This is a genomic window from Kribbella koreensis, from assembly GCF_039525325.1.
GTDB classification, from domain to species: domain Bacteria; phylum Actinomycetota; class Actinomycetes; order Propionibacteriales; family Kribbellaceae; genus Kribbella; species Kribbella koreensis.
The window spans coordinates 520,169-544,669 of record NZ_BAAAHK010000004.1; the positions used below are offsets into that span (position 1 = coordinate 520,169).

21 protein-coding genes are annotated in these 24,501 nt (G+C 67.8%); 11 read left to right on the forward strand and 10 right to left on the reverse strand.

Annotated elements, in window-relative coordinates; all coding sequences use genetic code 11:
• Positions 1 to 9: 9 nt before the first annotated feature.
• Positions 10 to 552, forward strand: a complete 543-nt coding sequence (locus tag ABD116_RS10740; protein WP_343967567.1) for a dTDP-4-dehydrorhamnose 3,5-epimerase family protein — start codon at positions 10 to 12, stop codon at positions 550 to 552.
• On the opposite strand, the gene ABD116_RS10745 is transcribed toward ABD116_RS10740, so the two are convergent.
• Positions 542 to 1,111 carry a TetR/AcrR family transcriptional regulator gene (locus tag ABD116_RS10745; protein ID WP_343967569.1) on the reverse strand — a complete coding sequence of 190 codons (570 nt, stop codon included), beginning with the start codon at positions 1,109 to 1,111 and terminating at the stop codon, positions 542 to 544. The two genes, ABD116_RS10740 and ABD116_RS10745, sit on opposite strands and share 11 nt — an antisense overlap.
• A gap of 160 nt (positions 1,112 to 1,271) precedes the next feature.
• Here ABD116_RS10745 and ABD116_RS10750 point away from each other — a divergent pair, with 160 nt between their 5' ends.
• Both ABD116_RS10750 and ABD116_RS10755 read left to right on the forward strand, forming a co-directional pair.
• Positions 1,272 to 2,768 (forward strand): MFS transporter, encoded by a 1,497-nt coding sequence (locus ABD116_RS10750; RefSeq protein WP_343967571.1) that lies wholly within the window; start codon positions 1,272 to 1,274, stop codon positions 2,766 to 2,768.
• Positions 2,769 to 2,778: 10 nt separating this feature from the next.
• Positions 2,779 to 3,111, forward strand: coding sequence for a hypothetical protein (locus tag ABD116_RS10755; protein WP_343967573.1), 333 nt, complete (start codon positions 2,779 to 2,781; stop codon positions 3,109 to 3,111).
• 1 nt (position 3,112) lies between these two features.
• Here ABD116_RS10755 and ABD116_RS10760 read toward each other — a convergent pair whose 3' ends face one another.
• From ABD116_RS10760 to ABD116_RS10775, 4 genes are all read right to left on the reverse strand, one after another.
• The gene (locus ABD116_RS10760) at positions 3,113 to 4,090 is read right to left on the reverse strand and encodes a GNAT family N-acetyltransferase (RefSeq protein ID WP_343967575.1); all 978 of its coding nucleotides are present in this window, start codon (positions 4,088 to 4,090) and stop codon (positions 3,113 to 3,115) included.
• A gap of 50 nt (positions 4,091 to 4,140) precedes the next feature.
• Positions 4,141 to 5,175, reverse strand: coding sequence for an alpha/beta hydrolase (locus ABD116_RS10765; RefSeq protein ID WP_343967577.1), 1,035 nt, complete (start codon positions 5,173 to 5,175; stop codon positions 4,141 to 4,143).
• An 18-nt stretch (positions 5,176 to 5,193) separates the two neighbouring features.
• Positions 5,194 to 6,885, reverse strand: a complete 1,692-nt coding sequence (gene argS / locus ABD116_RS10770; protein WP_425552076.1) for an arginine--tRNA ligase — start codon at positions 6,883 to 6,885, stop codon at positions 5,194 to 5,196.
• A 155-nt stretch (positions 6,886 to 7,040) separates the two neighbouring features.
• Positions 7,041 to 9,266, reverse strand: a complete 2,226-nt coding sequence (locus ABD116_RS10775) for a bifunctional glycosyltransferase/CDP-glycerol:glycerophosphate glycerophosphotransferase (protein ID WP_343967581.1) — start codon at positions 9,264 to 9,266, stop codon at positions 7,041 to 7,043.
• A gap of 25 nt (positions 9,267 to 9,291) precedes the next feature.
• Between ABD116_RS10775 and ABD116_RS10780 the strand changes: the two genes are divergently transcribed.
• The gene (locus ABD116_RS10780) at positions 9,292 to 10,074 is read left to right on the forward strand and encodes a Fic family protein (protein ID WP_343967582.1); all 783 of its coding nucleotides are present in this window, start codon (positions 9,292 to 9,294) and stop codon (positions 10,072 to 10,074) included.
• Positions 10,075 to 10,353: 279 nt separating this feature from the next.
• Here ABD116_RS10780 and ABD116_RS10785 read toward each other — a convergent pair whose 3' ends face one another.
• Entirely contained in the window at positions 10,354 to 11,184 is an 831-nt protein-coding gene (locus ABD116_RS10785) for an HAD family hydrolase (protein WP_343967583.1), read from the reverse strand.
• A gap of 498 nt (positions 11,185 to 11,682) precedes the next feature.
• Here ABD116_RS10785 and ABD116_RS10790 point away from each other — a divergent pair, with 498 nt between their 5' ends.
• Positions 11,683 to 13,386, forward strand: a complete 1,704-nt coding sequence (locus ABD116_RS10790) for a chitinase (RefSeq protein WP_343967585.1) — start codon at positions 11,683 to 11,685, stop codon at positions 13,384 to 13,386.
• Positions 13,386 to 14,312: a helix-turn-helix domain-containing protein gene (locus tag ABD116_RS10795; protein WP_343967587.1), complete on the forward strand. Its 927-nt coding sequence runs from the start codon at positions 13,386 to 13,388 to the stop codon at positions 14,310 to 14,312. Before ABD116_RS10790 ends, ABD116_RS10795 begins: the two co-directional genes overlap by 1 nt.
• On the opposite strand, the gene ABD116_RS10800 is transcribed toward ABD116_RS10795, so the two are convergent.
• Entirely contained in the window at positions 14,309 to 14,758 is a 450-nt protein-coding gene (locus ABD116_RS10800; protein ID WP_343967589.1) for an aminoacyl-tRNA deacylase, read from the reverse strand. The genes ABD116_RS10795 and ABD116_RS10800 overlap by 4 nt on opposite strands.
• Positions 14,755 to 15,954: an MFS transporter gene (locus ABD116_RS10805; protein ID WP_343967591.1), complete on the reverse strand. Its 1,200-nt coding sequence runs from the start codon at positions 15,952 to 15,954 to the stop codon at positions 14,755 to 14,757. Before ABD116_RS10805 ends, ABD116_RS10800 begins: the two co-directional genes overlap by 4 nt.
• Before the next feature lie 71 nt (positions 15,955 to 16,025).
• Between ABD116_RS10805 and ABD116_RS10810 the strand changes: the two genes are divergently transcribed.
• Both ABD116_RS10810 and ABD116_RS10815 read left to right on the forward strand, forming a co-directional pair.
• A complete protein-coding gene (locus tag ABD116_RS10810) occupies positions 16,026 to 16,916 on the forward strand; it encodes a LysR family transcriptional regulator (protein WP_343967593.1) in 891 nt (296 codons plus the stop codon).
• Positions 16,917 to 16,994: 78 nt separating this feature from the next.
• Complete coding sequence (locus ABD116_RS10815; protein ID WP_343967595.1) at positions 16,995 to 17,693, forward strand: SGNH/GDSL hydrolase family protein; 699 nt, start codon at positions 16,995 to 16,997, stop codon at positions 17,691 to 17,693.
• Between the two features lie 51 nt (positions 17,694 to 17,744).
• On the opposite strand, the gene ABD116_RS10820 is transcribed toward ABD116_RS10815, so the two are convergent.
• Both ABD116_RS10820 and ABD116_RS10825 read right to left on the reverse strand, forming a co-directional pair.
• On the reverse strand, positions 17,745 to 19,295 hold the full coding sequence (locus ABD116_RS10820; protein ID WP_343967597.1) for a glycoside hydrolase family 18 protein: 1,551 nt from the start codon (positions 19,293 to 19,295) through the stop codon (positions 17,745 to 17,747).
• 28 nt (positions 19,296 to 19,323) lie between these two features.
• The gene (locus ABD116_RS10825) at positions 19,324 to 21,063 is read right to left on the reverse strand and encodes a glycosyl hydrolase family 18 protein (RefSeq protein ID WP_343967599.1); all 1,740 of its coding nucleotides are present in this window, start codon (positions 21,061 to 21,063) and stop codon (positions 19,324 to 19,326) included.
• 249 nt (positions 21,064 to 21,312) lie between these two features.
• Here ABD116_RS10825 and ssd point away from each other — a divergent pair, with 249 nt between their 5' ends.
• The 3 genes from ssd to ABD116_RS10840 are packed head-to-tail and all read left to right on the forward strand — an operon-like array spanning position 21,313 to position 24,448.
• Positions 21,313 to 22,452: a septum site-determining protein Ssd gene (gene ssd, locus ABD116_RS10830; RefSeq protein WP_343967600.1), complete on the forward strand. Its 1,140-nt coding sequence runs from the start codon at positions 21,313 to 21,315 to the stop codon at positions 22,450 to 22,452.
• Positions 22,449 to 23,606, forward strand: coding sequence for a TadA family conjugal transfer-associated ATPase (locus ABD116_RS10835; protein WP_343967601.1), 1,158 nt, complete (start codon positions 22,449 to 22,451; stop codon positions 23,604 to 23,606). Before ssd ends, ABD116_RS10835 begins: the two co-directional genes overlap by 4 nt.
• Positions 23,606 to 24,448 (forward strand): type II secretion system F family protein, encoded by an 843-nt coding sequence (locus ABD116_RS10840; protein WP_343967602.1) that lies wholly within the window; start codon positions 23,606 to 23,608, stop codon positions 24,446 to 24,448. The genes ABD116_RS10835 and ABD116_RS10840 overlap by 1 nt, the downstream gene beginning before the upstream one ends.
• Positions 24,449 to 24,501 lie beyond the last annotated feature (53 nt).

Here is a 24,501-nt window from a genome sequence, read left to right on the forward strand (position 1 = left end):
GCTGCGGCCATGCCGAGCGTCAAGCAGACCAGCATCCCGGGACTCCTGCAGATCGAGCTGGACCTGATCGAGACTCCGCAGGGGTGGTTCAAGGAGAGCTTCCAGCAGGCGAAGCTGGTCGATCAGGGGTTCCCGCAGGTCGAGTTCGTGCAGAACAACATGGCCTACACGACCGAGGTCGGCATCACCCGCGGGATCCACGCGGAGGCCTGGGATCGGTACATCTCGCCGGCGCTCGGGCGGCTGTTCACCGCGATCGTGGACCTGCGGGAAGGCGCGACGTTCGGCCGGCTGGAGACGTTCGAGCTGACGCCGGGGCAGGCGATCTTTCTTCCCGAGGGCTGCGGGCACTCGTTCTGCACGCTGGAGCCGAACACGGTCTACACCTATCTGCTCGCCGCGCACTGGACGCCGGATGCGCCGCGGACGATGGTCAACCTGTTCGACCCGCAGCTCGCGGTGCCGTGGCCGCTGCCCAAGGATCAACTGCACTATGTAGAGGCGGACGCGACCGCTCCCTACCTGGACGCGGTGACGCCGATCAGGCTTTGAGGCCGGCCAGGACGATTTCGAGCAGGCGGTCGGCCTGCTCCGGCGACATGTCGCGGCCCATCGTGATGCCGCCGACGAGCCGGAGCACGTCCATCAGCTGTAGGTCCTGGCGGACCGAGCCGTCCGCCTTCGCCGCGTTGAGCAGCTTGTCGCCGGCCTCGCGGACGTTCACCTTGCAGGCCGTGAAGAACTCCGAGTTCTTGCCCAGCGCCGCCGTCAGCTCGCCGGCCAGACTCTTCTTCGAGACGCTGTAGCCGACGAAGCTGCGCAGCCAGGCGGCCAGCGCGTCGTACGGCCCGAGCTTCTCGGCGAAGCCGTAGGCGCGGTTGCAGACCTGCTGGATCTCGTCGACGTAGACCGCCTCGAGCAGCGCGGTCCGGTTCGGGAAGCGCCGGTACAGAGTGCCGATCCCGACGCCCGCCCGGCGCGCGATCTCCTCCAGCGAGGTGTCCGTGCCGTGCTCGGCGAACGCTTCGCGCGCCGCGGTGACCAGCAAGTCGTAGTTCCGGGCGGCGTCGGCGCGGGCAGGCCGGGTCGTCGGAAGTGGTGTCGAGGTCATCCGGCCCTCCTTGCCGAGGCGTAGTGGACGGCGCAACGCAAAGTCGCGCCATAAATCCCTTGATAAAGCGGAGGGGGCCTCCGTATGGTGGATCCGGAGGAGCTCTCCACTTCATCTGAAACCAACTCTAGCCCCTCGTGGGTAAGGAGCAAGTCACACTATGGCGGCAACATCCGCGGCGCCGGCCGGCGCCCGAACCGGTACGCCCGCGCGGCGGCCGGGGGTAGTCCTCGCAGTCATCCTGGTCACTCAACTGATGGTGATCCTCGACGGCACCGTGGTGAACATCGCGATGCCCAAGATCCAGCACGCGCTCGATTTCAGTCCCGCCAGCCTGTCCTGGGTGCAGAACGCGTACGCCCTCGCCTTCGGCGGTTTGCTGCTGCTCGGCGCCCGGGCCGGTGACCTGCTCGGTCGCCGGCGCGTGTTCATCACCGGTGTCAGCGTCTTCAGCGCCGCCTCACTGCTCGGTGGGCTCGCCCCGTCCGCCGAACTGCTGCTGGCGGCCCGCGTCCTGCAGGGCATCGGTGGTGCCATCGCGGCGCCGGCGGCTCTGACCCTGCTCATGCTCACCTTCCGCGAAGGTCCCGAGCGGCTCAAGGCGCTCGGTCTCTACAGCCTGGTCTCGTCCGGCGGTGCAAGCGTCGGCCTGGTCCTCGGCGGCATGCTGACCGACTGGGTCTCCTGGCGCTGGGGCCTGTTCATCAACGTCCCGATCGGCATCGGCCTGGTCTTCGCGGCCCGGCAGGTACTGTCCGAGACGCCGCCCGAGAAGGGCAAGTTCGACGTCGCCGGGGCGCTCACCTCGACGCTCGGCATCACCTCGGTGGTCTTCGGTTTCATCCGCGTGGCCGAGGTCGGCTGGACGTCCGCCGAGGTGCTCGGCGCCTTCGCGATCGGCCTGGTGCTGCTCACCTCGTTCGTGCTGATCGAGCGCCGGGTGAGCCACCCGATCGTGCCGCTGCGGCTGTTCGGCAACGCCGACCGCGTCGCGGCGTACGTGACCATGCTGCTGGTGGTCGGCACGATGTTCGGGATGTTCTTCTTCCTCACCCAGTACCTGCAGGGGGTGCTGGAGTTCAGCCCGCTGAAGGCCGGCCTGGCCTTCCTGCCGCTGACCGGTCTGCTGTTCACCTCGTCCCGGATTGTGCCGCGGCTGCTCGGCCGGATCGACGGCGGCAGGCTGATGATCGCCGGTTCGGTGCTGATTCTGGTCGGCATGATCTGGCTGACCCGGCTCACCGAGGACAGCACCTACCTCGGCGGCGTCGTCGGCCCGCTCGTCCTGTTCGGGTTCGGCGCCGGGATGCTGTTCATCCCGACGACCGGCCGGGCGCTGGCCGGCGTACAGCCTCAGGACGCGGGTGCTGCCTCCGGCATGCTGAATGTGTTGCAGCAGGTCGGCGGGGCCCTGGGCCTCGGCGTCCTGGTCACCATCTTCGGTACCGCGAGCCGCAACTCGGACGCGGCCTCGAGGATCCCCGCCGAGCGGGTGCGCGAGGTCCTGACCGACGGCGTGCACGCGGCCTTCATCGGCTCCGCGATCTACGCGGCCCTCACACTGGCGGTCATCGTGCTCGGCGTCCGCCCGTGGAACCGGCGCGGCAACCCTTCACCGGCGGTCGAAAGGATTGAAGAAGTCCCCGTCGAGCTATGACAGTGAGTGCATGACCAAGACACTCGCAGTCATGTTCATCGCGGGAGCCGGCGTGGCGGCACTGACCGCCGCGCCGGCTTCGGCTTCCGTCGAGTCAGCGCCCGGCCGGTGCACCTCCCCGGTCCTCATCCGCACAGCGGCAAGCACGGGCGGGATGGGCAAGGGCATCTGCCAGCCGACCCACTCGACCACCGCGAACTGCAAGGTCAACGGCCCGCTCGTCGTGGTCGGCGGCGTCGCGACCAGCATCTGGTACTACATCACCGACCACACCATCAGCGTCTCGGGCTACGTCAGCGCGGCCTACTACGAGACCGACGACTGGGCCGTCCCCTACTGCTGACTCAGGTCAACGGCAGTCGGTACGTCGTCCACTGGGTGTGCTGCTGGAAGCCGAGGCGCTCGTAGAGGCTGAGTGCGCCGGTCGGGTTCTGGGTGTCGACACCCAGGGACGCGCGCTTGAAGCCGGTCTCGGCGGCCTGTGTCATCAACGCGGTCAGTGCCACGGCGGCCAGGCCGCGGCCGCGGTGCGATCGGACCGTACCGACCTGGCCGACGTAGACCTCGCGGATGCCGGTCGCCGCGGTGTCGGCGTCGTACTCGAAGCCGTTCGCATAGGCGACGATCTGCTCGCCGTCGAGGACCAGGAACGACAGCCCGGCCCGGAACGCGCGCGACCCGGTGAACCAGACCTTCCAGGTCTCCTCGTCCTTCGGGGTCGAACCCCAGTGGTCCATGAAGACCTCGTTGTGGGTCAGCCGCAGCGCCTCGTCGTACGCCGGTTCGAACGGCACCACCCGCAGCCCGTCCGGTACGCCGACCGCCGGGATCGGCTCGTCGAACGGCCGCTGCAAGGTGAACGAGTAGCGGCACTCCTCGAAGCCCTGCCCGGTGAAGAGCGCGGCCGCCCCGACGTTCGTGCTGATCACGGTCGAGTTGAGCTCCGCCTCGGCGACGTCCGGGTGGTGCTCCTCGTGCAGTTCACGAGCGCGGGCGATCTCCCAGGTCAGCAACGCCTGCCCGAGCCCGCGGCGACGCCACTCGCCCCGGACCGCGGAGTCGGTGTTGAGCCGGTCGACGTCGACCAGGTTCTTGCGCCAGTAGACGACGCCGTACGCCACCATCACCTCGTCGACCCAGAGGCCGATCGTGTCCCGGGCGGTGTTCATCTTCGGATCGCCGAGCTCCTCGACCAGATCCTCGGCGCTGTAGTTCTCACCGTTCTGGTCGGTCACCTGGACGTCGTTCATCAACGCCGCCCACGCGTCGGCGTCGGTCTTCTCGATCGGCCGGGCCTCGACCCACTCCGGAAACGTCCCCATGCCGAGAACGGTAGGTGCCGGGTCGCTGACCCGGCACCTCATTTACCCGATCAGGCAGCCAGTTGCCGGCAGAGCCACTCGACGGCGAGCGGGTAGCGGTACTCGATCCCACCGTGCTTGCCCTCGAAGAGCTCGAAGTACAAGCGTTCTTCCGGTACGCCGGCCCGCAACGCCGCCCGATGGAACGCAGTCGCCCCGAAGTCGAGGTAGTACTCGTCCTGCTTGCCCGCATCGATCCACACGGCTCGCATCGATCCGAGCGCCTCGGCGTACCGGGTCTCGGTCGCGACCATGTGCACCGGATCGCGACTCAGCCAGCGCTGCCAGATCTCCGGGATGATCTGGCCGAGCTCGTCGTGGGGGAGCAGCACCGTCCCGTCCGGCTCGGCCGAGTACGCCGCCGCGTACCCGTACATCTCGAGCAGCTCGAGATCGTCCCCGGTCGTCCGGCCGGCTCGATTCTCGAAGTCCGCGAAGAACTTCTGGTACGACCCGTCGTACTGATCGCGCAACCGCCGAGCCGTCAGCGGGAACCCGGACTGGTAGCAGACCTCGAACGCCGCATCGCCCGCATGCGTCGCCAGCGCCCCGAACACGTCCGGCCGGAGCAGCGGAGTCACCATCGCCGCATAGCCACCGCTCGACTTGCCGGTGATCGCGCGATGGTCGCGATCGGCGATCGTCCGGTACCGCTCGTCGACCCACGGCACGATCTCGTCGCACAGATACGAGTGGTACTGCCCGGTGCCCGGCGAATCGAGGTACTGGCTGCCGCCGAGCTTCGTCCACGCGTCGACGAACACCACGATCGCCGGCGGCACGTCGCCGGTCGCGAACACGGCGTCCAGCAACTCCGGATACGGCTGGCGGAACGGCTGCCGGTTGAACCACATGCCGAGGTGGCCGGTGTAGCCCATCGCCACGTAGATCGACGGGTAGCGCTGATCCGACTCGTCGTACCCGGGTGGCAGGTAGACGAGCACCGGCCGCTCGTGCGGATCGCCCAGCGGGTTGCCGCGCAGGAACGCGCTGTCGAAGATCGTCTGGTCGAACCGTCCGGCAAGCTCCGCGGACCACGGCAACATCGGCGAACCCCTCTCAGATCACATCGCGTCGGGCGCGCTGATCCCCAGCAGCCCCAGGCCATCCTGCAACACCGTGCGGGTCGCCGCGCAAAGGCTTATCCGGCTGGTCCGGACCTCGCCTTCGCTGGTCAGCACCGGACAGGTCTCGTAGAACGCCGACAACGCGGCCGCCACCTCGTACAGATAAGTGCACAACCGATGCGGCTGCAGCGTCTCGGCGACCTGTAGGACGCTGTCGCCGAAACCGCTCAGCAACAAGGCCAACCGTTGCTCCGCGGGCTCCGTCAGCACTGTCACCCGGCCAGGAGTCTCACCCGCTTTGCTGAGGAGCCGAGACAGCCGCGCGTGGGCGTACTGAAGGTACGGTCCGGTGTTCCCGGTCATCGCGACCATCCGGTCGAGGTCGAACACGTAGTCGTTGATCCGGTCGCTCGACAGGTCCGCGTACTTGATCGCCCCGATGCCGACCGCGGCCGCGACAGTCGCCTTCGCGTCGTCGTCCAGCGCATCCCGCTCGTCCAGGAGCGCCCGGGCCCGTGCCGTCGCTCCGTCCAGCAGGGACGCCAGCCGGACTGTACCGCCGTCCCTGGTCTTGAAGGGCTTCCCGTCCTTCCCCAGAACGGTGCCGAAGGCAACATGCTCGGCCGGTACGCCGTCGGGCAACCAGCCGGCCGCCCGGCAGAGCGCGAAGATCTGCTGGAAGTGCAAGCCCTGCCGATGATCGACCACATAGACGATCCGATCGGCCTGCAGCTCGTCGATCCGGTGCCGTGCCGCCGCCAGATCCGTCGCGCTGTACCCGAACCCGCCATCGGACTTCCGCACGATCACCGGCAACGGCGAGCCGTCCCGTCCCGCGAACCCCGGCAGGAACGCGCACAACGCGCCACCCGACTCGGTCAGCAACCCGGCAGTCGTCAGATCGTCGACAACGCCTTGCAGCCGGTCGTTGTAGGCGCTCTCGCCGACCACATCGGCCCGCGTCAACGGCGACCCGAGCTGCTGGTAGATCCGGTCGAACTCGGTCAGCGACACCCCGACCATCTGCCGCCAGATCGCCAGCGTCCCGGAGTCGCCTGATTGCAGCAGCACCACCCGCGCCCGGGACAGCTCGACGAACTTGCCATCGGCATCGAAATGCTTCCGCGCCCGCTGGTACAGCTGCTGCAACCCTTCGATATCAAGGGTTTCCACCGCCAGGTCCTCGAACAGCACCTGCTCGACCAACATGCCGAACTGGGTTCCCCAGTCGCCGACGTGGTTCTGCCGGATCACCTTGTAACCGACGGACCGGAGTACGTTGCACAGGGCGTCGCCGATCACCGTCGACCGCAGGTGGCCGACGTGCATCTGCTTGGCCACGTTGGGCTGCGAGTAGTCGACCACCACTGTCTCGCCGCGTGGTGCGAAGGCAACCGGCTCGTTGACGCCGGCCGCGAGCGTCGCCGGCAGCAGCGTGAGGTTGATGAACCCTGGCCCGGCGATCTGCGCAGGCTCACAGAGCCCGGTCAGGTCGAGGGCCTCCACCAATTGCTCGGCGACTGCCCGTGGAGACGTGGCTAGCGTCTTTGCGAGTCGCAGAGCGAGGTTGGTTTGGTAGTGGCCGAACTCGGGTCTGGTGGCGGCCCGGAGTTCGGGATCGAGTCCGCCGTACTCCGCGCCGAAGGCGGCCGAGACGGCGGTGGACAGCTGGGTGGCAAGGGCAGACAGCGCTGCGGACATGGCAGAGTCCTTGAGAAGAGAAGCAACTGGAACAGGGTTGAGGTGTTCAGACAGTGCTTCGTCGTCGCAGGCCGAAGCGATCGCGCGCGATCACCGGGCTCGTCGACATGCCCCCATTATGCACAACCGGTGGGCGCGGTTCGTCAGAGCTGGTGTGGTGACGGCGCCGGGTGCCGGTCGGCGAGCGGGATGATCGGTGGCAGGTCGGTCTCGCCGAGGAAGATCCGTCGGACCACCCGCTCCGCCGCGCGGCCGTCGTCGAACTCGCAGAACTTCTCCCGGAACAGCTGCCGATGCTTGGCCGCTTCAGCTTTGGCGAACGCGCCGGTCTGAAAGGCAGAGAGCAACTCCTCCGGCGACCTCGCCACCAGCCCCGGCGGAAACGCGGTGATGTCGAAGTACGTCCCGCGGGTGCTGTCGTAGGCCCCGAGGTCGTCGACCAGCAGCACGATCGGCCGGTTGAGGTTGGCGTAGTCGAAGCTGATCGACGAGTAGTCCGAGATCAGCACGTCGGCCGCCAGCATCAGGTCCTCGACCCGCGGATGGCTCGACGCATCCACCACTCGATCGGAGTGCGCGGTCGGATGCTTCGACAGCGAGTAGTGAGTCCGGACCAGCACCCGCCCGTGGTCGCCGGCCGCTGCCGCCAATTGGTCCAGGTCGAGGTGGATCCCGTCGCCACCCAGATCGACCAGGCCGGACGGCGTACGGACCGAGTCGACGCCGTCGCGGAAGGTCGGCGCGTAGAGCACCACGAGGTGTGAGTCGTCGAACCCGAACGAGGCCCGGATCGCGCGGACGTCCTCCACGGTCGCGTTGAGGAGCCGATCGTTGCGGGGGAACCCGTACTCGAGTTCCTCGAAGTGGGCCGGGTAGGTGCGTTCCCAGATCTCCGACGAGTACCGGTTCGACGACAGGTTGAAGTCCCACCGGTCGACCTGGCGCATGAGTTCCTCGAGGTCGAGGTCCTTCGCCGCAGCCGGGTAGTGGCGCAGATCGGTCCCCATCGTCTTCAGCGGAGTACCGTGCTGGGTCTGCAGATGGATCTGCCCGTCGCGCTTGTCCAGCTCCTTCGGCAGATTCATGTTGCTGACGAAGTACGTCGCCTTCGCCACCAGCTTCTGGTACGCCGGTGAGCCCGCCACCACGTATTCGACGCCCTCCGGGATCGCGGCGACATGCTCCGCGTCGACCACCCAGACGCCGCGCAGCTGGGGAGCCAGCTCGGCGGCCTTCTCGTAGATGGCTCGCGGGTTGCACGCGTACTGTTTGAACCAGTACGCGCCGTAGAGGGCCAGGTTCGGGTCGAGGTCACCACGGTGCAGCAGCTTGTCGACCGCCTTGCGCGGACTCGGTACCGCGAGCATCTTGGCGCTCAGCTTGAGGGTCGTGTACGTCGCGTAGTCGTCGTGCACGATCTGCCACCGGCGGAAGCCACGCCGGGTCTTGTCGACCACGTACCCCTCGGGCTTCCAGCGCTTGGCGAAGGCCGCTGCGGCGTGGAAGAACTCGGCCCGGTCCTCCGGAGCGAGTCGCTCGGGCTTGTCGATCACCGCCAGGATGTGGTCCAGCGACCGGTCGAAGGCGAACCGCCGCCAGCCGGCCAGCTCCGGGTCGGAGGTGATGAAGGCGTGCACCCGGTCGTACTGGTCGAAGATGTCGAACTGCTGCCGGGTCGCGGTGGCGTGGATGTTGCCGCCGGTGCGGTGCTGGCGGTAGTCCACGACGACCTGGTCCAGCGTCGCGATCCGCTGCGCGGTGAGCATCGTCGAGTAGGTCCAGGGCGCGTCCTCGTAGAACCCGGCGGTGAAGACGAAGCCGTGCAGGGTGAGGAAGTCGCGCCGGATCGCCTTGTTCCAGACCACCTCGAGGAAGGTCAGGAAGACCGGCCGCTCGGCTGCCGTGAAGACTCCGGCGCCCTCGCGGGCGAACGCGTCGTGGCGCTGGTTGCGCACCACCTGACCGTCCCAGTGGATCCGCTCGTAGTCGAACATGACGATGTCCGGCCGGTTGGTGTCGTCGATCCGGGTTGCGATCGCGGCCAGCGAGCCGGGCCGGTAGGTGTCGTCGGCGTCGAGGAACAGCACGTAGTCCCCGCGGCACTCCTTGAGGCCGGCGTTGCGGGCCAGCCCGAGCCCGACGTTCTCGCTCAGGTGCAGCACCCGGACCCGCGGGTCGGCGGCGGCGTACTCGTCCAGGATCCGGCCGCTGCCGTCCGGGCTGGCGTCGTCCACGCCGATGATCTCGAAGTCCGCGCACGACTGGCTGAGCACCGAATCCAGGCACGGCCGCAGCCAGGCCCGTGACGCATGACACGGGACCACGATGCTGAACCTGGGGACCCCGACGGAGTCGGTGCTGGCGGCCATAGGTCTGCATCCTAGGGTGCACACCATGAGCGCTGATGTCTTCGAACCACTGGCCGGTCTCGAAGGGGTCGGTTCGGCCGCCCGGGCGGCCAGGGATGCGGTCGACGTGCTGCTGCGCGACCGCGGGCTGCGGAAGGTCGGCGCGGACATGACCGCCGAGGCGCTGCTCCGGGGCGCCCACGCGTCGGCCGCCCTGGCCGGCAGTTCGGCTTCCTTGGAGGAGGTACGCCGGGGAGCCGGCGACGCTCTGACTGCGGGTGCTGTCCGGATCACGGGCGAGCTGATGAGCCTGGCGCCACGGATGGACACCGCGCCGGTACAGGTCTGGACCAGACTGCACCAGTTGGCGGCGGTCGCACTCGGCAGCGAAGACCAGTTGGGTCACCTGCGGACCAGTCGGGAGCCGATCCCGGACGACATCCCGGGGCTGCCACCGGCACCGCCTGCCGACGAGATGTGGGAGCGGCTGCACGGTCTGGCGCGGGCGCTGACCGTCCCGACCAAGGCTCCGGGGCTGGTGGTGGCCGCGATCGTGCACGCGGAACTGGCGGTACTCCGGCCATTTCCGGTCGCCAACGGGCTGGTCGCGCGGGCGGCCGAGCATGTCGTGTTGGTTGCCCGGGGCATCGACCCGTTGTCGGTGACGGTGCCTGAGGTCGGGCACTTCGAGCTCGGCGGGTCGTACGCACAGGGTTTGCGCGATTACGCCGCGGGCGGGCTGGTCGGCGTACAGGCCTGGTTACTGAGGAGTTGTGAAGTGATTGCCTTGTCGGCGGAGCGGTCGCCGCTGAATCTTTCCACCCAGTAGGGAAATTGCGAACGGCGCTCTCCGGGGAGAGCGCCGTCGCGAGCACAACATCCTGGTTACCAAGCGTGCACCTTGTCTGCCGCCCCATGGTTTCGGCGTTGGCCGAAGTCTGGGGTCGTGCTGCCCGGTTGGGATGGGCTGGTCGCCGCGTGGGTGCCTGGTTGCCGTGCGATTCTCTACCGGATCCGAAGATCCTTTGTGCTTCCTTTGTACTCTTCAGATCCCTTCAGGGGAAGGGCTAACGCCACCTTCATGAAGCTGAGAAGAACGGAGCCCGCCTCAACTTCCGGCCGGCCTGGAGCGCCGCCGGGCGACGTAGAGCAGCACTCCGGCAGCGGCCAGGGCGACGCCGACCAGGCTCGCCGCGACGGCCGGCCGGCGGACCTCGGGGAGTCGTTTGCGCTCCTCGAGCGCCACCGGTTTGCTGAAGTCGAGCACCGGCCAGTCGCGGGAGACGGCGAGCTTGCGCAGCGCCTTGTCGGGATTCACCGCGAACGGATGGCCGACCGCGGCCAGCATCGGCTCGTCGGTGATCGAGTCCGAATAACCGTAGGAAGCCTTCAGGTCATAGCCTTCCGCGGCGGCCAGCTCGGTGATCGCGGTCGCCTTGTGCGGGCCGTAGGCATAGACCGAGATCTCTCCCGTGTACTTGCCGTCGGCAACTACCATCCGGGTGGCGATCACCTTGTCGGCGCCGAGCATGGCGCCGATCGGCTCGACCACCTCGGCGCCGGACGAGGAGACGATCACCACGTCCCGGCCGGCCGCGTGATGCTCCTCGATCAGTGCCACGGCCTCGTCGTAGATCATCGGCTCGACGACGTGGTGCAGGGTGTCGGCGACGATTTCGCGGACCGTCTGGACGTCCCAGCCTGTGCACATAGCGGACAGGTACTCCCGCATCTTCTCCATCATGTCGTGATCGGCGCCGCCGAGCAGGTAGACGAACTGCGCGTAGGCACTCCGCAGGACGGTCCGCCGGTTGATCAGGCCGCCGGCGTAGAACGGCCGGGAGAAGGCGAGCGTGCTGGAGCGCGCGATGATCGTCTTGTCGAGGTCGAAGAAGGCGGCCGATCGGGGCGTCACCGGGTGCTCCATGGGGTCGAGCATAGGAGTTCCCGCGAAACGCCGAGGGGCCCGGCCTTTCGTGTGGACGGGTCTCCCGTTAGACTGTTGAGCAGTGTGACAGTGACACTGGCCTGAAAGCCTCTGATCGAGGTTCAGGCGCCGGTTGATCAGGCGCTCAGTTGCAATAGAACTGAGATGTGTGAGATCCGGACTCGGGGGGTACATACCTCTCGACAGTGGCAGACTGTCGCCTCCTGATCGGCCCCCGGCTCCTCCCCCCGAGCCCGTGGCCGAAGACGGCCCCCGGTCACCCCCCCGCCGGGGGCCGTCGCCTTTCCTTTTGCAGGTAGAGCCCTTTCGGGCTCCCTCTTTCACTGGCTGCAAACGCTTACCGAAATGGCCTTTCCTGCCCGCTGCCGGGCAGATGTCGGCCGCCGAACCTCAAAAAGCCATATAGTTTTCACTTTTGTTGAGCGTGAGAGCGTTCCCACTTTATGCAGGGTCTTGACAATGTAGTTGACTGGTCACACTTTGTGTCACATGAACCCGCGTACGAACCGCCCCCACGCCGCGGTCATCTCAGTCCTGTCAGCCCTGCTTCTCGCGGTCACCGGTCTGGTCCTGATCACGCAGACCAGCTCCGCCGCGACCAACCTCGTCACCAACGGGACCTTCGAGACCGGCACCCTCGCCGGCTGGTTCTGCACCGCCGGATCCGGCGCCGCGGTCAGTGGCTCGGCCCACACCGGCACCTACGCGCTGCAGGGCAGCCCCAGTTCGAACGACATCGCCCGCTGCAGCCAGACCGTCTCGGTCAAGCCGAGCTCGACCTACACGCTGTCGGCCTGGGTGAAGGGCTCGAACGTGTACCTCGGTGCCGACGGCGGCACCAGCACCTGGACGACCAGCACCGGCTGGGCCCAGCTGAGCACCACCTTCACCACCAGCGCGTCGACCAGCAGCGTCGTCGTCTACACGCACGGGTGGTACGGCCTGCCGGCGTACCAGGCTGACGACGTAGTACTGGACGGCCCGGGTGGTACCGGTCCGCCGCCGGACACGACGCCGCCGACCGTCCCGGGCGGCCTCACAGTCGGTAGCCCGACCTCCAGCTCGCTGCAGCTCAACTGGTCGGCCTCCTCGGACGCCAACGGCGTCAGCCGGTACGACGTGGTCCGCGGCACCGACGCCCCGCAGAGCGTGGGCAACGTCACCAGCTGGACCGCGTCGGGGCTCAGCCCGAGTACGACCTACAGCTTCAAGGTGCGTGCTTGCGACGCGGCCGGCAACTGCTCGGCGTACGGGGCCACTGCGTCCGGTACGACCTCCAGCGGGCCGACTGACCCGCCGCCCGGCCCCCTGCCGAAGCACGTGCTGACCGGGTACTGGCAGAACTTCAACAACGGTGCGACCGTGCAGAAGATCTCCGACGTGCCGGCCGCTTACGACCTGATTGCGGTCGCGTTCGCCGACACCGGCGCCCAGCAGGGTGCGATCACCTTCAACCTCGACAGTGCGGGCCTGGGCGGATACACCGTCGCGCAGTTCAAGGCGGACATCGCCGCCAAGCACACGGCCGGCAAGAAGGTCATCTTGTCCGTGGGTGGCCAGAACGGCACCGTCTCGGTCGCCAACGCGACAGCGGCCGCCAACTTCGCGTCGAGCGCGCTCTCGCTGCTGCGCGAGTACGGCTTCGACGGGATCGACATCGACCTGGAGAACGGCGTCAACGCGCAGTACATGGGCCAGGCGCTGCAGAGCCTGCGGAACAGCTTCGGCAGTGGCCTGATCATCACCATGGCGCCGCAGACGATCGACATGCAGGCGACCACGTTCGAGTACTTCAAGCTGGCGCTGGCGATCAAGGACATCCTGACCATCGTCAACGTGCAGTACTACAACTCCGGCTCGATGAACGGCTGCAACGGGCAGGTGTACTCGCAGGGCACGGTCGACTTCATCACCGCACAGGCCTGCATCATGCTGCAGAACGGGCTCCGTCCCGACCAGGTCGGTCTGGGCCTGCCGGCCTCGAGCCGGGCGGCCGGTAGCGGCTATGTGTCGCCAACCATCGTCAACAACGCACTGGACTGCCTGGCCAGGGGCACCAACTGCGGGAGCTTCAAGCCGAGCACCACGTGGCCCACGCTGCGCGGCGCGATGACCTGGTCGACCAACTGGGATGCGCTCAACGGGGGCGGGTTCGCGAACCAGGTCGGCTCTCACGTCCACGCGTTGCCCTGATGCACAACTATCGACCTGCTCCGGTGCTGGAAGCACTCGGCGTCTGCTCGGAGGACGAGCAGCTCTACCGGGCGCTTCTGGCCCGGCCGGAAGCAACTACGACCGAACTGGTAGCTGACACGGGCTGGGCCACCGCACGGGTGGCCCGGCACCTTCGGTCACTCCTGTCGCTGGGTCTGGCATCCCGTACTCCGGGGCGCCCGGCCCGCTACACCCCTGCGGTGCCCGAGGCTGCTGTGGAGCTCCTGGCGCTCCGCAAGCAGGCGGCGATCGTGCAAGCGCGTCTCGGTGCGGCTGCACTGACCTCGGAGTTCCGGGCTCGCGGCGACGCTGGACCGTTCACGGTGATCCGTGGGCAGCAGGCGATGGCGCAACGGTTCTACCAAGCGCAGCAGAGTGCCCAGACCGAAGTACTGGTGCTCGACAAGCCACCGTTCGTCGTACTGCCGATTGAGCCGCGACGGGCTCACGGAGTCTCCTACCGGACTGTCTATGACATGTCTGCTCTGGTGGAGCCTGCAGAGATTGCGGCGGCGCGTAGTGCTGGGCCTAGCTGTCGGATGCTGCGCGACGTACCGCTGAAGCTGGTGGTCGCCGATCAGCGCATCGGGTTGATGCAGACAGGGCACGAGCTCATCGAGATCGGGCCGTCGACTCTGCTGGATGCGTTGCTGCGACTGTTCGAGCTGCTGTGGCAGCAGGCGACTCCGCTGTCACCATCGGCCTCGGACGGACCGCTGACCTTCGAGGACCAGCAACTGCTGGCCCTGGCTGCGGCTGGACTCACCGACCAGGCGATTGCTCGCCGCCTCGGTGTTGCTCAGCGCACTGTCGAGCGGCGGATGCAGCGAATCCTGAAGGCATTGGACGCGACCACCCGCTTCCAAGCGGGTCTCCGGGCAGGTCAGCGAGGTCTGCTGACCTAGTCGGTTACATCAGCGACTGTGGCGTCGAGGGCCTTGAGCAAGTCCTCGGCGTTCACTGTCATGCCGACTCCGTGCTCGCCGCCGCCGATCGAGATCGTCCCGGTGATCCGGTCGTCGGCGATCACCGGCCAGGCGTTGGTGCTGCCGAGCGGGGTGATCGTGCCGCGGACATACCCCGTCACCTCGAGGGCCGTGTCGGCGCTGGGCATCGAGATGCGGTTGATGCCCAGCAGCGCGCGCAGCTTGGGCCAGGCGATCTCCCGGTCGCCGGGAACCAGGACGAACCGGTAGTCGTCGTCGGAGAGCCGGACGACGATGGTCTTGATCAGCTTGGCCGGCTCGATGCCACGGGCGGCCGCGGCCTCCTCCAGTGAGTTCACCCGACCGTGCTTGGTGACCTCGTAGGCCAGGCCTTTTGAGTCCGCCGCCTCGGTTGCTCGCGTCATGTCGTCAGTTTCGCACTGCGCCTCAACAGCAGAGCCAGGACCAAGGTGATGAGGAGCAGGCCACCGGCCTCGGCTGCCACTCCGGGCCAGGCGGCGTGCGTCCACGCAGTACCGGCCAGACCGCCGAAGACCGAGGAGCCCAGGTAGTACGCGAAGAGGTAGAAGCTGGCCGCCTGACCGGTACCACCGCCACCCGCATGAGCCCGGACGGCGACCCATCCGCTGGCGACTCCATGGACCGCAAAGAACCCCGCCGTCATTACTGCGAGACCAGCAATGACCAGTGGCAGCGGTCCCGCGAGAGTCAGCGCCACGCCGGCCATAGTCACGAGGCAACCGACGGGGACTACGGCGCGGCGACCGTACGAGTCGGCCAGCCTGCCGGCCACAGCTGACGATGCCGAGCCCAGCAGGTAGACCGTGAACACCAGGCCTGCGAGGCCGGGCCCGAGCCCGTACGGCTCAGCCGCAAGCCTGAAGCCCGTCGCGTTGTAAACAGCGACGAAGGCACCCATCGCGGTGGCGGCTGTGCCGTAGAGCCCGAGCAATGCGGGATCCTTGAGTACCCGGAGCGTCTGACGGCTGCCTGTGGCCTTGGTGAAGTTCTGTGAGTCGGGCAGTAGTACTGCTACTAGTACTGCGCAGGCGACGGCCAGCAAAGCGATGCCGCCGAGCGCCGCTCGCCAGCCACCTAGCTCTGCGAGGCCACCGGCGACCAGCCTGCCGGTCATACCGCCTACTGCTGTGCCGGCAATGTAGAGGCCGCTTGCTCTGGCAAGGCTGTCGTCGTGGATCTCTTCGCGCAGGTAGGCCATCGCAACGGCCGGGAGCCCTGCCATCGCTACGCCTTGTAGACCTCTGAGCGCCAGCAGGATCGGCCAGCTCGGCGCGAGGGCACAGAGGACAGCTATGGCAGCTGCCGCGGCCACCGACCAGCGCATCAGCTTGGTGCGCCCGATGACCTCAGAGGCGGGCCCTGCGACCAGCAGGGCAACTCCGAGGCCCAGCGTGGCCAGCGACACGCTGAAGGCGCTCTGGCTGGGCGATACCCGGAACACCCGCGCCAGCTCGGGGAGCAGCGCCTGAGTGCTGTAGAGCATCGCGAAGGTGGCCAGTCCTGCCGCGAACAACGCCGCCGACAGGCGGCGATAGCCGGCCTCGCCGGGGAGGTAGCCGCGGACGGCGACGGTCTGCATGGTGCTGACGGTGCCAGATGTTCTGACATGCGTAAAATGTCATGAACAGAGCAGATCGATACGATAACCGTATGCATGTCGAGGATCTGCGCTGGTTCGTCGTTCTGGCGGAGACCGAACATCTGACCGACGCGGCTGCCGTCCTCGGGACGAGTCAGCCGACGCTGTCCCGATCGCTGCGCCGGGTCGAGGCCGCGTTCGGCGCGCGACTGTTCGAACGCGAGCATCGAGGCTTGCGGCTCAATCCCGCCGGCCGCCTGGTCCTCGAAGCGGCCCGGACGGGGACGACGGCGGTGGATGCGGCCAGGTCGACCATCGAGGCACTGCAGGACCCGGAGTCCGGCACGGTCCGGCTGGCCTTCCTCCACTCGGTCGCCACCGGTTTGGTGCCCGACCTGCTGAAGTCCTTCCGTGCGACGGCTCCCCGGATCCGCTTCGCCCTGCGGGAGGAGCCGTCGCACGAGATCGTCCGCGACCTCGAGTCCGGCGAAGCCGAGCTCGCGGTCACCGGTCCTCGGCCGGACCCGGAGGTCTTCGGCTGGCATCTGCTCGAACGCCAGCGGCTCTGTCTCTACGTTCCACCGGACCATCCCCTGGCCGGCCGGAAACAGGTCGGGCTCGCGGAGGCCGCTGCCGAGCCGTTCATCGGGCTTCGCCCCGGCTTCGGATTCCGTCGTGTCGTGGACGAACTGTGCCGGGCGGCCGGCTTCACCCCGGTGGCCGCCTTCGAGTCCACCGACCTCTCGACCATCGATCGCCTCGTCGGCGCCGGTCTGGGGGTCGCGGTACTCCCTGCCGGTGCGGTTCGCGGCACCGACAGCGGAGCTACCCCGGTCCCGCTGGCCGGCATCAAGGCTCGCCGCGACATCGGCCTGACCTGGCGGCTGGGGCGGACGCTGTCGCCGGCGGCCCAACGCTTCCGGGCTTTCGTCACTTCGCCGGGACAACCGTCTGAAACCTGAAAGACTCTCGGCGTCTATAAAGTTCCTCCGGTGAGGAAGCTATTGAGTGGGGTCAGGCCGAACAGGCGACAAGTTTTCGTGGCAGGGGCGGTTGCGGCGGCGTCCACGGTCGCGACCACCGGCACGGCTGCCGCTGCCGTTGACCCCGGTCCGTACGGGTCGGGCAATCTCGGCGAGTGGAAGGGTCTGTCCAAGGCTGTCGCGACCGGGGCGACGATCGAGCGGGTGCTGTCGGTGAACGGGGTGTTCATGTTCGGCGACAGCCTCGGCGTACAGGACGGCAAGGCGCTCGCCCTGCGCCTGAAGAGCAAGCTGGGGCTGGAGCTCGCTGTCAACAACTGGTCGGGGCGGCCGACGAAGGACACCGTCGACGCGCTGGCCAACTGGCGGGCCAACTACGGGCTGCCGCGCCGGATCGTGATGGCGTGCGGCACCAACGACATCTTCAACCCGCCCGTGATGGCGGCACAGATCGACCGGGCGATGAGCCTGGTCGGCCAGCGGACCACTGTGTTCTGGGTGAACACCCAGGTGGCCCGCACTGGCCTGGGAAACGCGATGCTGTTGGCCGACCAGCGCAACAGCGCCTGGGTCAACCTGCAGTTGGCCGAGGCGCAGCGACGGCACTCGAACCTGCGCATCGTCCGCTGGGCCGAATGGCTGGCGGCCAAGCCCTCGCGGCTCAACACCTATCTGCGCAAGGGGATCCACACCTCGGTCCCCTACGGGCAGGACGCCCGCAACGAGCTCATCGTCCAGGCGGTCAAGGCCGGCTGACCTGTACTGAGCACTGCGGCGGGCCGGAGTACCAGCCCGCCGCAGTACCGGTCAGAACCCTGCGGTGATGCGGGTGAAGTCCCAGTCGCCCTGGGCGATACCACTGCAGTTGGAGACGACGCCGCCGCCCGCGCAACCGCGGTCACGGTTCACGCCCCAGAACGCCAGCCGGGCCAGGCCGTTGTTCTTGGCCCAGGTGGTGATGTTCTGCCAGGTCGCCGTGGTGGTCATCTCCTGCTGGTCGGACAGACCGTTCATCCCGGAGATGCCCTGGTGGGCGTAGGCCTGCGCGGTGGTCCAGCCGAAGACGGACTTCAGCTTGTTGTTCAGGCCGGTGGACGCGCCGACCGTGTCGTTGTAGATGTTGCTGCTGCCGAAGTCGAACGGCATCAGGGTGAAGATGTCGATGTTCGCACCCAGTGCCTGCGACCGCTCGATCAGCCGGTTGCCGTAGTAGTTCGGGCCGGTGGTCGAGGTGCCGAAGGTCAGGATCGTCTTGATCCCGGGGTTGTTCTGCTTGACGATCTTCAGCGCGTTCAGGATCCGGTCCTGGACGGCCTCGTTCTCGAACTCGTCGGTGTTCTCGATGTCGATGTCGATCGCCTTCAGGTTGTAGGCGCTGATGACCTGCTGGTAAGCGCCGGCGAGTGCCTCCGGCGTGCTGCAGTTCGGGCCGAGCTTGTTGCCCTGCCAGCCACCGATCGACGGGACGATGTCGCCGCCGGCCGCCCGGATCTGCGAGATCGCAGTGGCGTCGACGCCGCCCTGGAGCGGCCTGTTGCCGTCCCATGCCGCGTTGCAGCCGCCGGACGACAGGATGAAGGCCATCGTGAACCACTTGATGCCGGTGGCGTTCATGACCGTCGTCGGGCTTGGCGGGTCACCCCAGCCGAGCCAGAGGTACGGCGCGGCCGTACGGCCAGGAGCCGGGTCGGTGCCACCAGGCTTGGTGGTTACCGAGACGGAGCCCGTCTTGGGTCCTTCGCCAGCGCTGTTCGAGCCGCTGACCTGGTAGCTGTACGCGGTGCTGGCGTTCAGCCCGGAGTCCGTGTAGGACGTGCCGCTCGGCGTACCGACCTTGGTGCCGTTGCGGTAGACGTTGTAGCTGGTGGCGCCGCTAGCCGCCGACCAGGTGAGGCTTACCGAGTTCGCTGTGGAGGTACCGGCCAGTCCTGACGGTGCGCCCGGCACTGTGCCGCCGCCACCGCCCGTGCAGGAGCCGCCATTCAGTCGGCAGGCGGAGATACCGGGGAAGTTGCCCGGGCTCCCGTTGAAGCCGAAGGTGACACTGGCGCCGGGTGCGAGCGGTCCCGCCCAGCTGGGCGGTGTGAAGGTGTGGGTCTGCCCGCTGCTGACACGGGTCGCGTCCCACGAGCTGCTGATGGTGTAGCCGGATGGGAAGTCCAGGGCGACCGACCAGGTGCTGATCGAGGCGGTGGTGCCGTTCGTGACGGTCACCTTGCCCTCGAATCCGCTGCCCCAGTCGGACACCTTCGTGAAGGCCGCGCTCACCGGTGCGGCCGAGGCCGCGGGGATGAAGAGGACGGACATCACCACTGCTGCTATCGCCGCGACGGCGACAGAAATGCGCTTGCGTTTCATCATGCTCCGATCAGTGGGCGGTACGTGATCAGACCCGGCCCCAGAGTGCGGGGACGTTCGGCGGTTCCCATCCGGTCAGCGAGGTGTGGCCCTGGATGCACCGATAGGTAATGCCGTTGTAGGACACCAGCGAGCCGGTCGCGTACGCCGTGTTCGGGGCCCACGGGGTTGCCGTCGGAGGGGTGGTCGGCGGCGTGGTGGGAGGTGTCGTCGGGGGAGTGGTCGGCGGCGTCGTCGGCGGGGTCGTCGGAGGTGTGGTGGGCGGGGTGGTCGGAGGTGTGGTCGGGGGACCACTGCAGCCAGGGGTGTCCGCGTTGACCGAGTTGACGACGTTGTTGAACAGCGTGACGGCCGGGTCCAGTGCCTCCAGGCTGTACATCATCGCCCCGGCCAGGCCCTTGCAGTGGCCGTAGTCGGCCTTCTCCTTGATCGACCGGGCGTTGTCGCCGGTCCAGAAGGTGCCGTTGCTGTAGAACCACGACGACTTGCTGGCGTCGTCGAAGAAGGTGGACGACGGGTTGTCGACGAAGCCGGTCAGCTCCTTGTAGAAGGAGACGCCGGGCACGTTGCCGCTCAGCGCGTGACCGTCAGCAGGCTGGGTGGCCGTCTGGTACTTGCCGTTGGCCGTGGCCGGCACGCCCTTCCAACCCCTGTAGTAGAAGGGGTATCCGATGGTCAGCTTGTTCGCCGGGAAGCCGCCAGGGATCCCGTACGCCGAGTCGCCGGTGGTCCAGGCGGTGATCGCGCCGTCGACCGAGTACTTCTTGGTGCCCGGCGGGATCGGGTTGCTCGGGTCGCCCGGGGCCTGGTACAGCGGGTCCTGGAAGTTCGTCGGACCGGTCGGCTCGAAACCGCCGTGCATGTCGTACGTCATCACGTTGTTGTAGTCGAGGTACTGACCGATCTTGTCGGTCTCGATCGTCTTGATCTTGTCCTGCCCGGCCGGCGTCGCGGCGGTCAGCCACATCTTCTTGCCGCCGTTCGCGGCACCGAAGGCGTCGAGCTGGCGACGGAACTCGGCCAGCAGCAGGGTGAAGTTGCCCTTGTCTGCCGCGCTCCAGTGGTTGCCGGTGTGACCGCCGGGCGAGCCCGGGTACTCCCAGTCGATGTCGACGCCGTCGAAGATGCCCGCGGCGCTGCCCGGACCGCCGAAGCCGTCCACCACCGGCAGGTCGCCCTTGATGAACATGTTCACGCAGGAGGTGACGAAGGCCTTGCGCTTGGCGTCGGTGGAGGCCGCGTCGGAGAAGTACTTCGAGTAGGTCCAGCCGCCGATCGAGATCAGGATCTTCAGGTTCGGCTGCTTGGCCTTCAGCTTCTTCAGCTGGTTGAAGTTGCCCTGGATCGGCTGGTTCCAGACGTCGCCGACGCCGTCGACGCTGATGTCCGCGCCGTAGGACTTGCCGTAGTCGGCGAACGCGTCGCCCGCGCCGTCACCCGCGTTCGGGTTGCTCTCGTCCTGCGAGGCGGCCTGGTTGGCCATGAAGCAGGTGTGGCTGGTCGGGTGGATGTTCGCGAACGCGTAGTTGAGGAAGTCGAGCTTGCTCGCGACCCCGGTGGTGATCAGGTTCTTGGGATAGAACGCGTTCTGGTAGATGCCCCACTGGGTGAAGTAGGCCGTTTTCACCCCACCGCTGCTGGCGGCCAGGGGCTGTGGCTGGGCATCGGGGGCTTGGGTTTGGGCGGTGGCGACCGAGACGCCGGCGACGGCGATCAGGGCGGTTGCGGCCACAGTGGCCGCGGCAGCGGCGCTGCGCATTCGACTCATGGGGGCGGACCTCCAGCAAGGAGCGGTGAGGAGTGCACGGGTGTCCAGCAGGTGTCCACGAATGGACGCTTGCCGAGCGTTCTGAGAGAAACTTAGTTAAGGACGCTTCGAAAGGAACCGTAGCTCTTCACCGCCCGCAGGTCGCCGGGTCGCGATGGCGGATTGCCGCTGCTGACGGATATCCGACAGTTCTCCACAGCCTTGGTTTTTCTTCCCGCCGCCCGCCGGAACGACGGCACCTTCTAAGACATGAACAACCTCCTCCCGATCCGCGCCCCGATCCCCACCCAGCCCACGCCGCTACCAGCCGTTCTGCTGGCCACCACCGACGACCTGCTGCTCGACGACCTACTCCGCCTGGCCGCCGCCGCAGAGCTGACCCCTCACGTCGAGCACGACCTGCTGGGCCTCCGCCGCAACTGGCAGACCGCCACCCTCGTAGTAGTAGGCGACGACCTCGCCAGCCCCCTGGCCCAAACCCAGCCACCCCGCCGCCCAGGCGTCCTCGTAGCCACCCGCGCCACTACCCACCCCGCGCACTCCGCACCTGCTGGTGCGCCCGACGCCTACCGGCTCGCGCTCGCGATCGGCGCCGAAGGTGCCTTTGTCCTTCCCACCGACGAAGCAGCACTCAGCGCCAAACTCTCCGACGCCCTGGACGGTGGCACCCGCACAGCAATCACCCTCGCCATCGTCGGCGGCTGCGGCGGCGCAGGCGCCACCACCTTGGCGGCAGCTCTCGCCATCACCGCCGGCCGCCGAGGCCTCCGCAGCATGCTCATCGACGGCGACCCACTGGGCGGCGGCATCGAACTGGTCCTCGGCACCGAAGACTACGAAGGCTCCCGCTGGCCCGCCCTCCTCAACGCCGCCGGCCGAGTCAGCGCCAGCGCCCTCCGAGCCGCCCTCCCCTCAGTAGACGGCCTCGCGGTCCTCTCCTGGGACCGCTCCGACGTGACAGCCCTGCCGCCAGAAGCGATGCGCTCAGTCCTCGGCGCAGCCCAACGCAGCAGCGACCTCGTCGTCGTCGACCTCCCGCGCCGCTCAGACCCAGCTGCGGAAGAAGCCTTCGTCCGAGCAACCTCGACGCTGGTGGTCGTCCCCCGCGACGTCCGCTCCTGCGCCGCCGCAGCTCGCCTGGTCGCTCCGTTGCGGGAGGTCGCCCACGACCTGCGAGTAGTTGCCCGCGAGCCCGGACTCAACGGACTCTCCGCCCTGGATGTAGCCGACCATCTGTCCTTGCCTCTAGCCGCCAAGCTCGGTTACGAACGGGATCTGGCGACGGCACTCGACGACGGCCGCTTCGACCCACGCCCCCGGAGTGCCTTGGGTCGCGCGGCAAACGAAGTACTCGACCTGTTCGGACTCCACGCCCTGCTCGCCGCATGACCGTCTCACCCGAGCTCCTCGAACGCGTCCGCAGAACCCTTGCAGAGAAAGGATCCGAGCCCACCCCAGCCCTGGTCGCTGCCGCTCTGCGCGCCGACGGCACCCTCGTCGGCGACTCGATCGTGCTCGCCGTCGTGGCGGCGCTCCACCGCGAAGCGATGGGCGCGGGCCCCCTGGACGGCCTGCTGTCCGAGTCCGGCATCACCGACATCCTCGTCAACGGCCCCAACGAGGTCTACGTCGACCGCGGCGCAGGCCTCGAACGCATCCACTTGCGAACAGGCGACGAAACCTCCGTACGCCGTCTGGCGACTCGCCTCGCCGCCGCAGCCGGCCGCCGCCTCGACGACGCCACCCCGTACGTCGACGTCCGGCTCCCCGACGGCACCCGCTTCCACGCCGTCCTGTCCCCGATCGCCGCCCCCGGCACCTGCCTCTCCCTCCGAGTCCCCTCCCGAAAGGTCTTCACCCTCGACGACCTGGTCAGCGCCGGCTCCCTCCCGCCAAGTGGCGCCTCCGTACTCCGAGACCTCCTCGACGCCCGCGTCGCCTTCCTGATCAGCGGCGGCACCGGCACCGGCAAGACAACCCTCCTCAATTCACTGCTCTCATTGGTAGATCCATCCGAACGCCTGGTCCTGGTCGAGGACGCATCCGAGCTCTACCCCGACCATCCCCACGTGGTCCGTCTCGAAGCCCGCCCGCCGAACGTAGAAGGCGCCGGCGAGATCTCCCTCCGAGACCTGGTCCGCCAAGCCCTCCGGATGCGCCCAGACCGCCTGGTCGTGGGCGAAGTCCGAGGCCCTGAAGTCGTCGACCTTCTCAGCGCCCTGAACACCGGCCACGAAGGCGGCTGCGGAACCGTCCACGCCAACTCCGCCGCCGACATCCCCGCCCGCCTCGAAGCCCTGGGCGCCATGGCCGGCCTGACCCGCGAAGCAATCCACAGCCAAATCTCCTCCGCCCTCCACGCCGTAATCCATCTGACCCGCACGCCGACCGGCACCCGCCGAATCACCGAAATCCGAGCCGTCACCCGCACCCACACCGGCCAGGCCATCGCTGTACCCGCCATCGAGTTCCTCCCCACCGGCCCACCCAAACTCCACCAAGCCGCCTCTCTCCTCACCCACCACCTAGCCGGAGCAGCCTGATGCGAGCCCTGACCGCTCTCTTGGCTTCGGTCACGGTCCTCACCCTGCTCCCGACTCCAAGCCGAGCCCTCCACCGCCTCAGCGCACCACCCCCGCGACCGCGCAGCCAGTCCCAGCTGTCCGGCGGTGGGTCAGCCTTCGCCCGATCATCCACTCGCCGCCTGGGAGCCCTGACAGCAATAGTTGCCATCGGCATCGTCATCGCGATATCGACCGACCCATCGGTGGTCGTGATCGCGCTGACCATCGGTGTCGTCGCGCTGGTGGTGATCAGCCAACGGGCTCGAACGACCAAAGCCCGGATCGCAGCCGCTCGCCGCGCCACCGTGATCGAAGCCTGCGACGTCCTCTCAGCCGAACTGACCGCGGGCCGCCCACCAGCAGCCGCCTTGGAAGGCGCCGCCACAGTCTGCCCAGACCTCCAGGTCGCCTCAGCAGCCGCCAAGCTGGGCGGCGACGTCCCAACCCTGCTGGAACTGATCGCCGAAACCCCAGGAGCAGAAGGCCTCCGAGCTCTGGCCGCGGCCTGGCGAGTAGCCGACGAATCCGGCGCCGCTTTCGCCGTCATCACCGAACGGCTGGCCGACTCCCTCCGCGCCGACGAATCCATCCGCCGGCAAATCACCACCGGTATGGCCGGCACCCGAGCCACCGCCCGCCTGCTGGCCGTCCTCCCCCTCTTCGGCACAGCCCTCGGCTACGCCCTAGGCGCGAACCCGCTGGCCTTCCTCACCCAAACCCCACCCGGCTGGCTCTGTCTCGCCCTGGGCCTAGCCCTCTCCACCCTCGGCCTCCACTGGACCAACACCCAAACCAAACCACCCAGCCTTGGAATGCGATGACCGAACCCGTTCTGCCCGCGCTCGCAGCAGCTCTTGCGGTAGTTCTGCTGCTA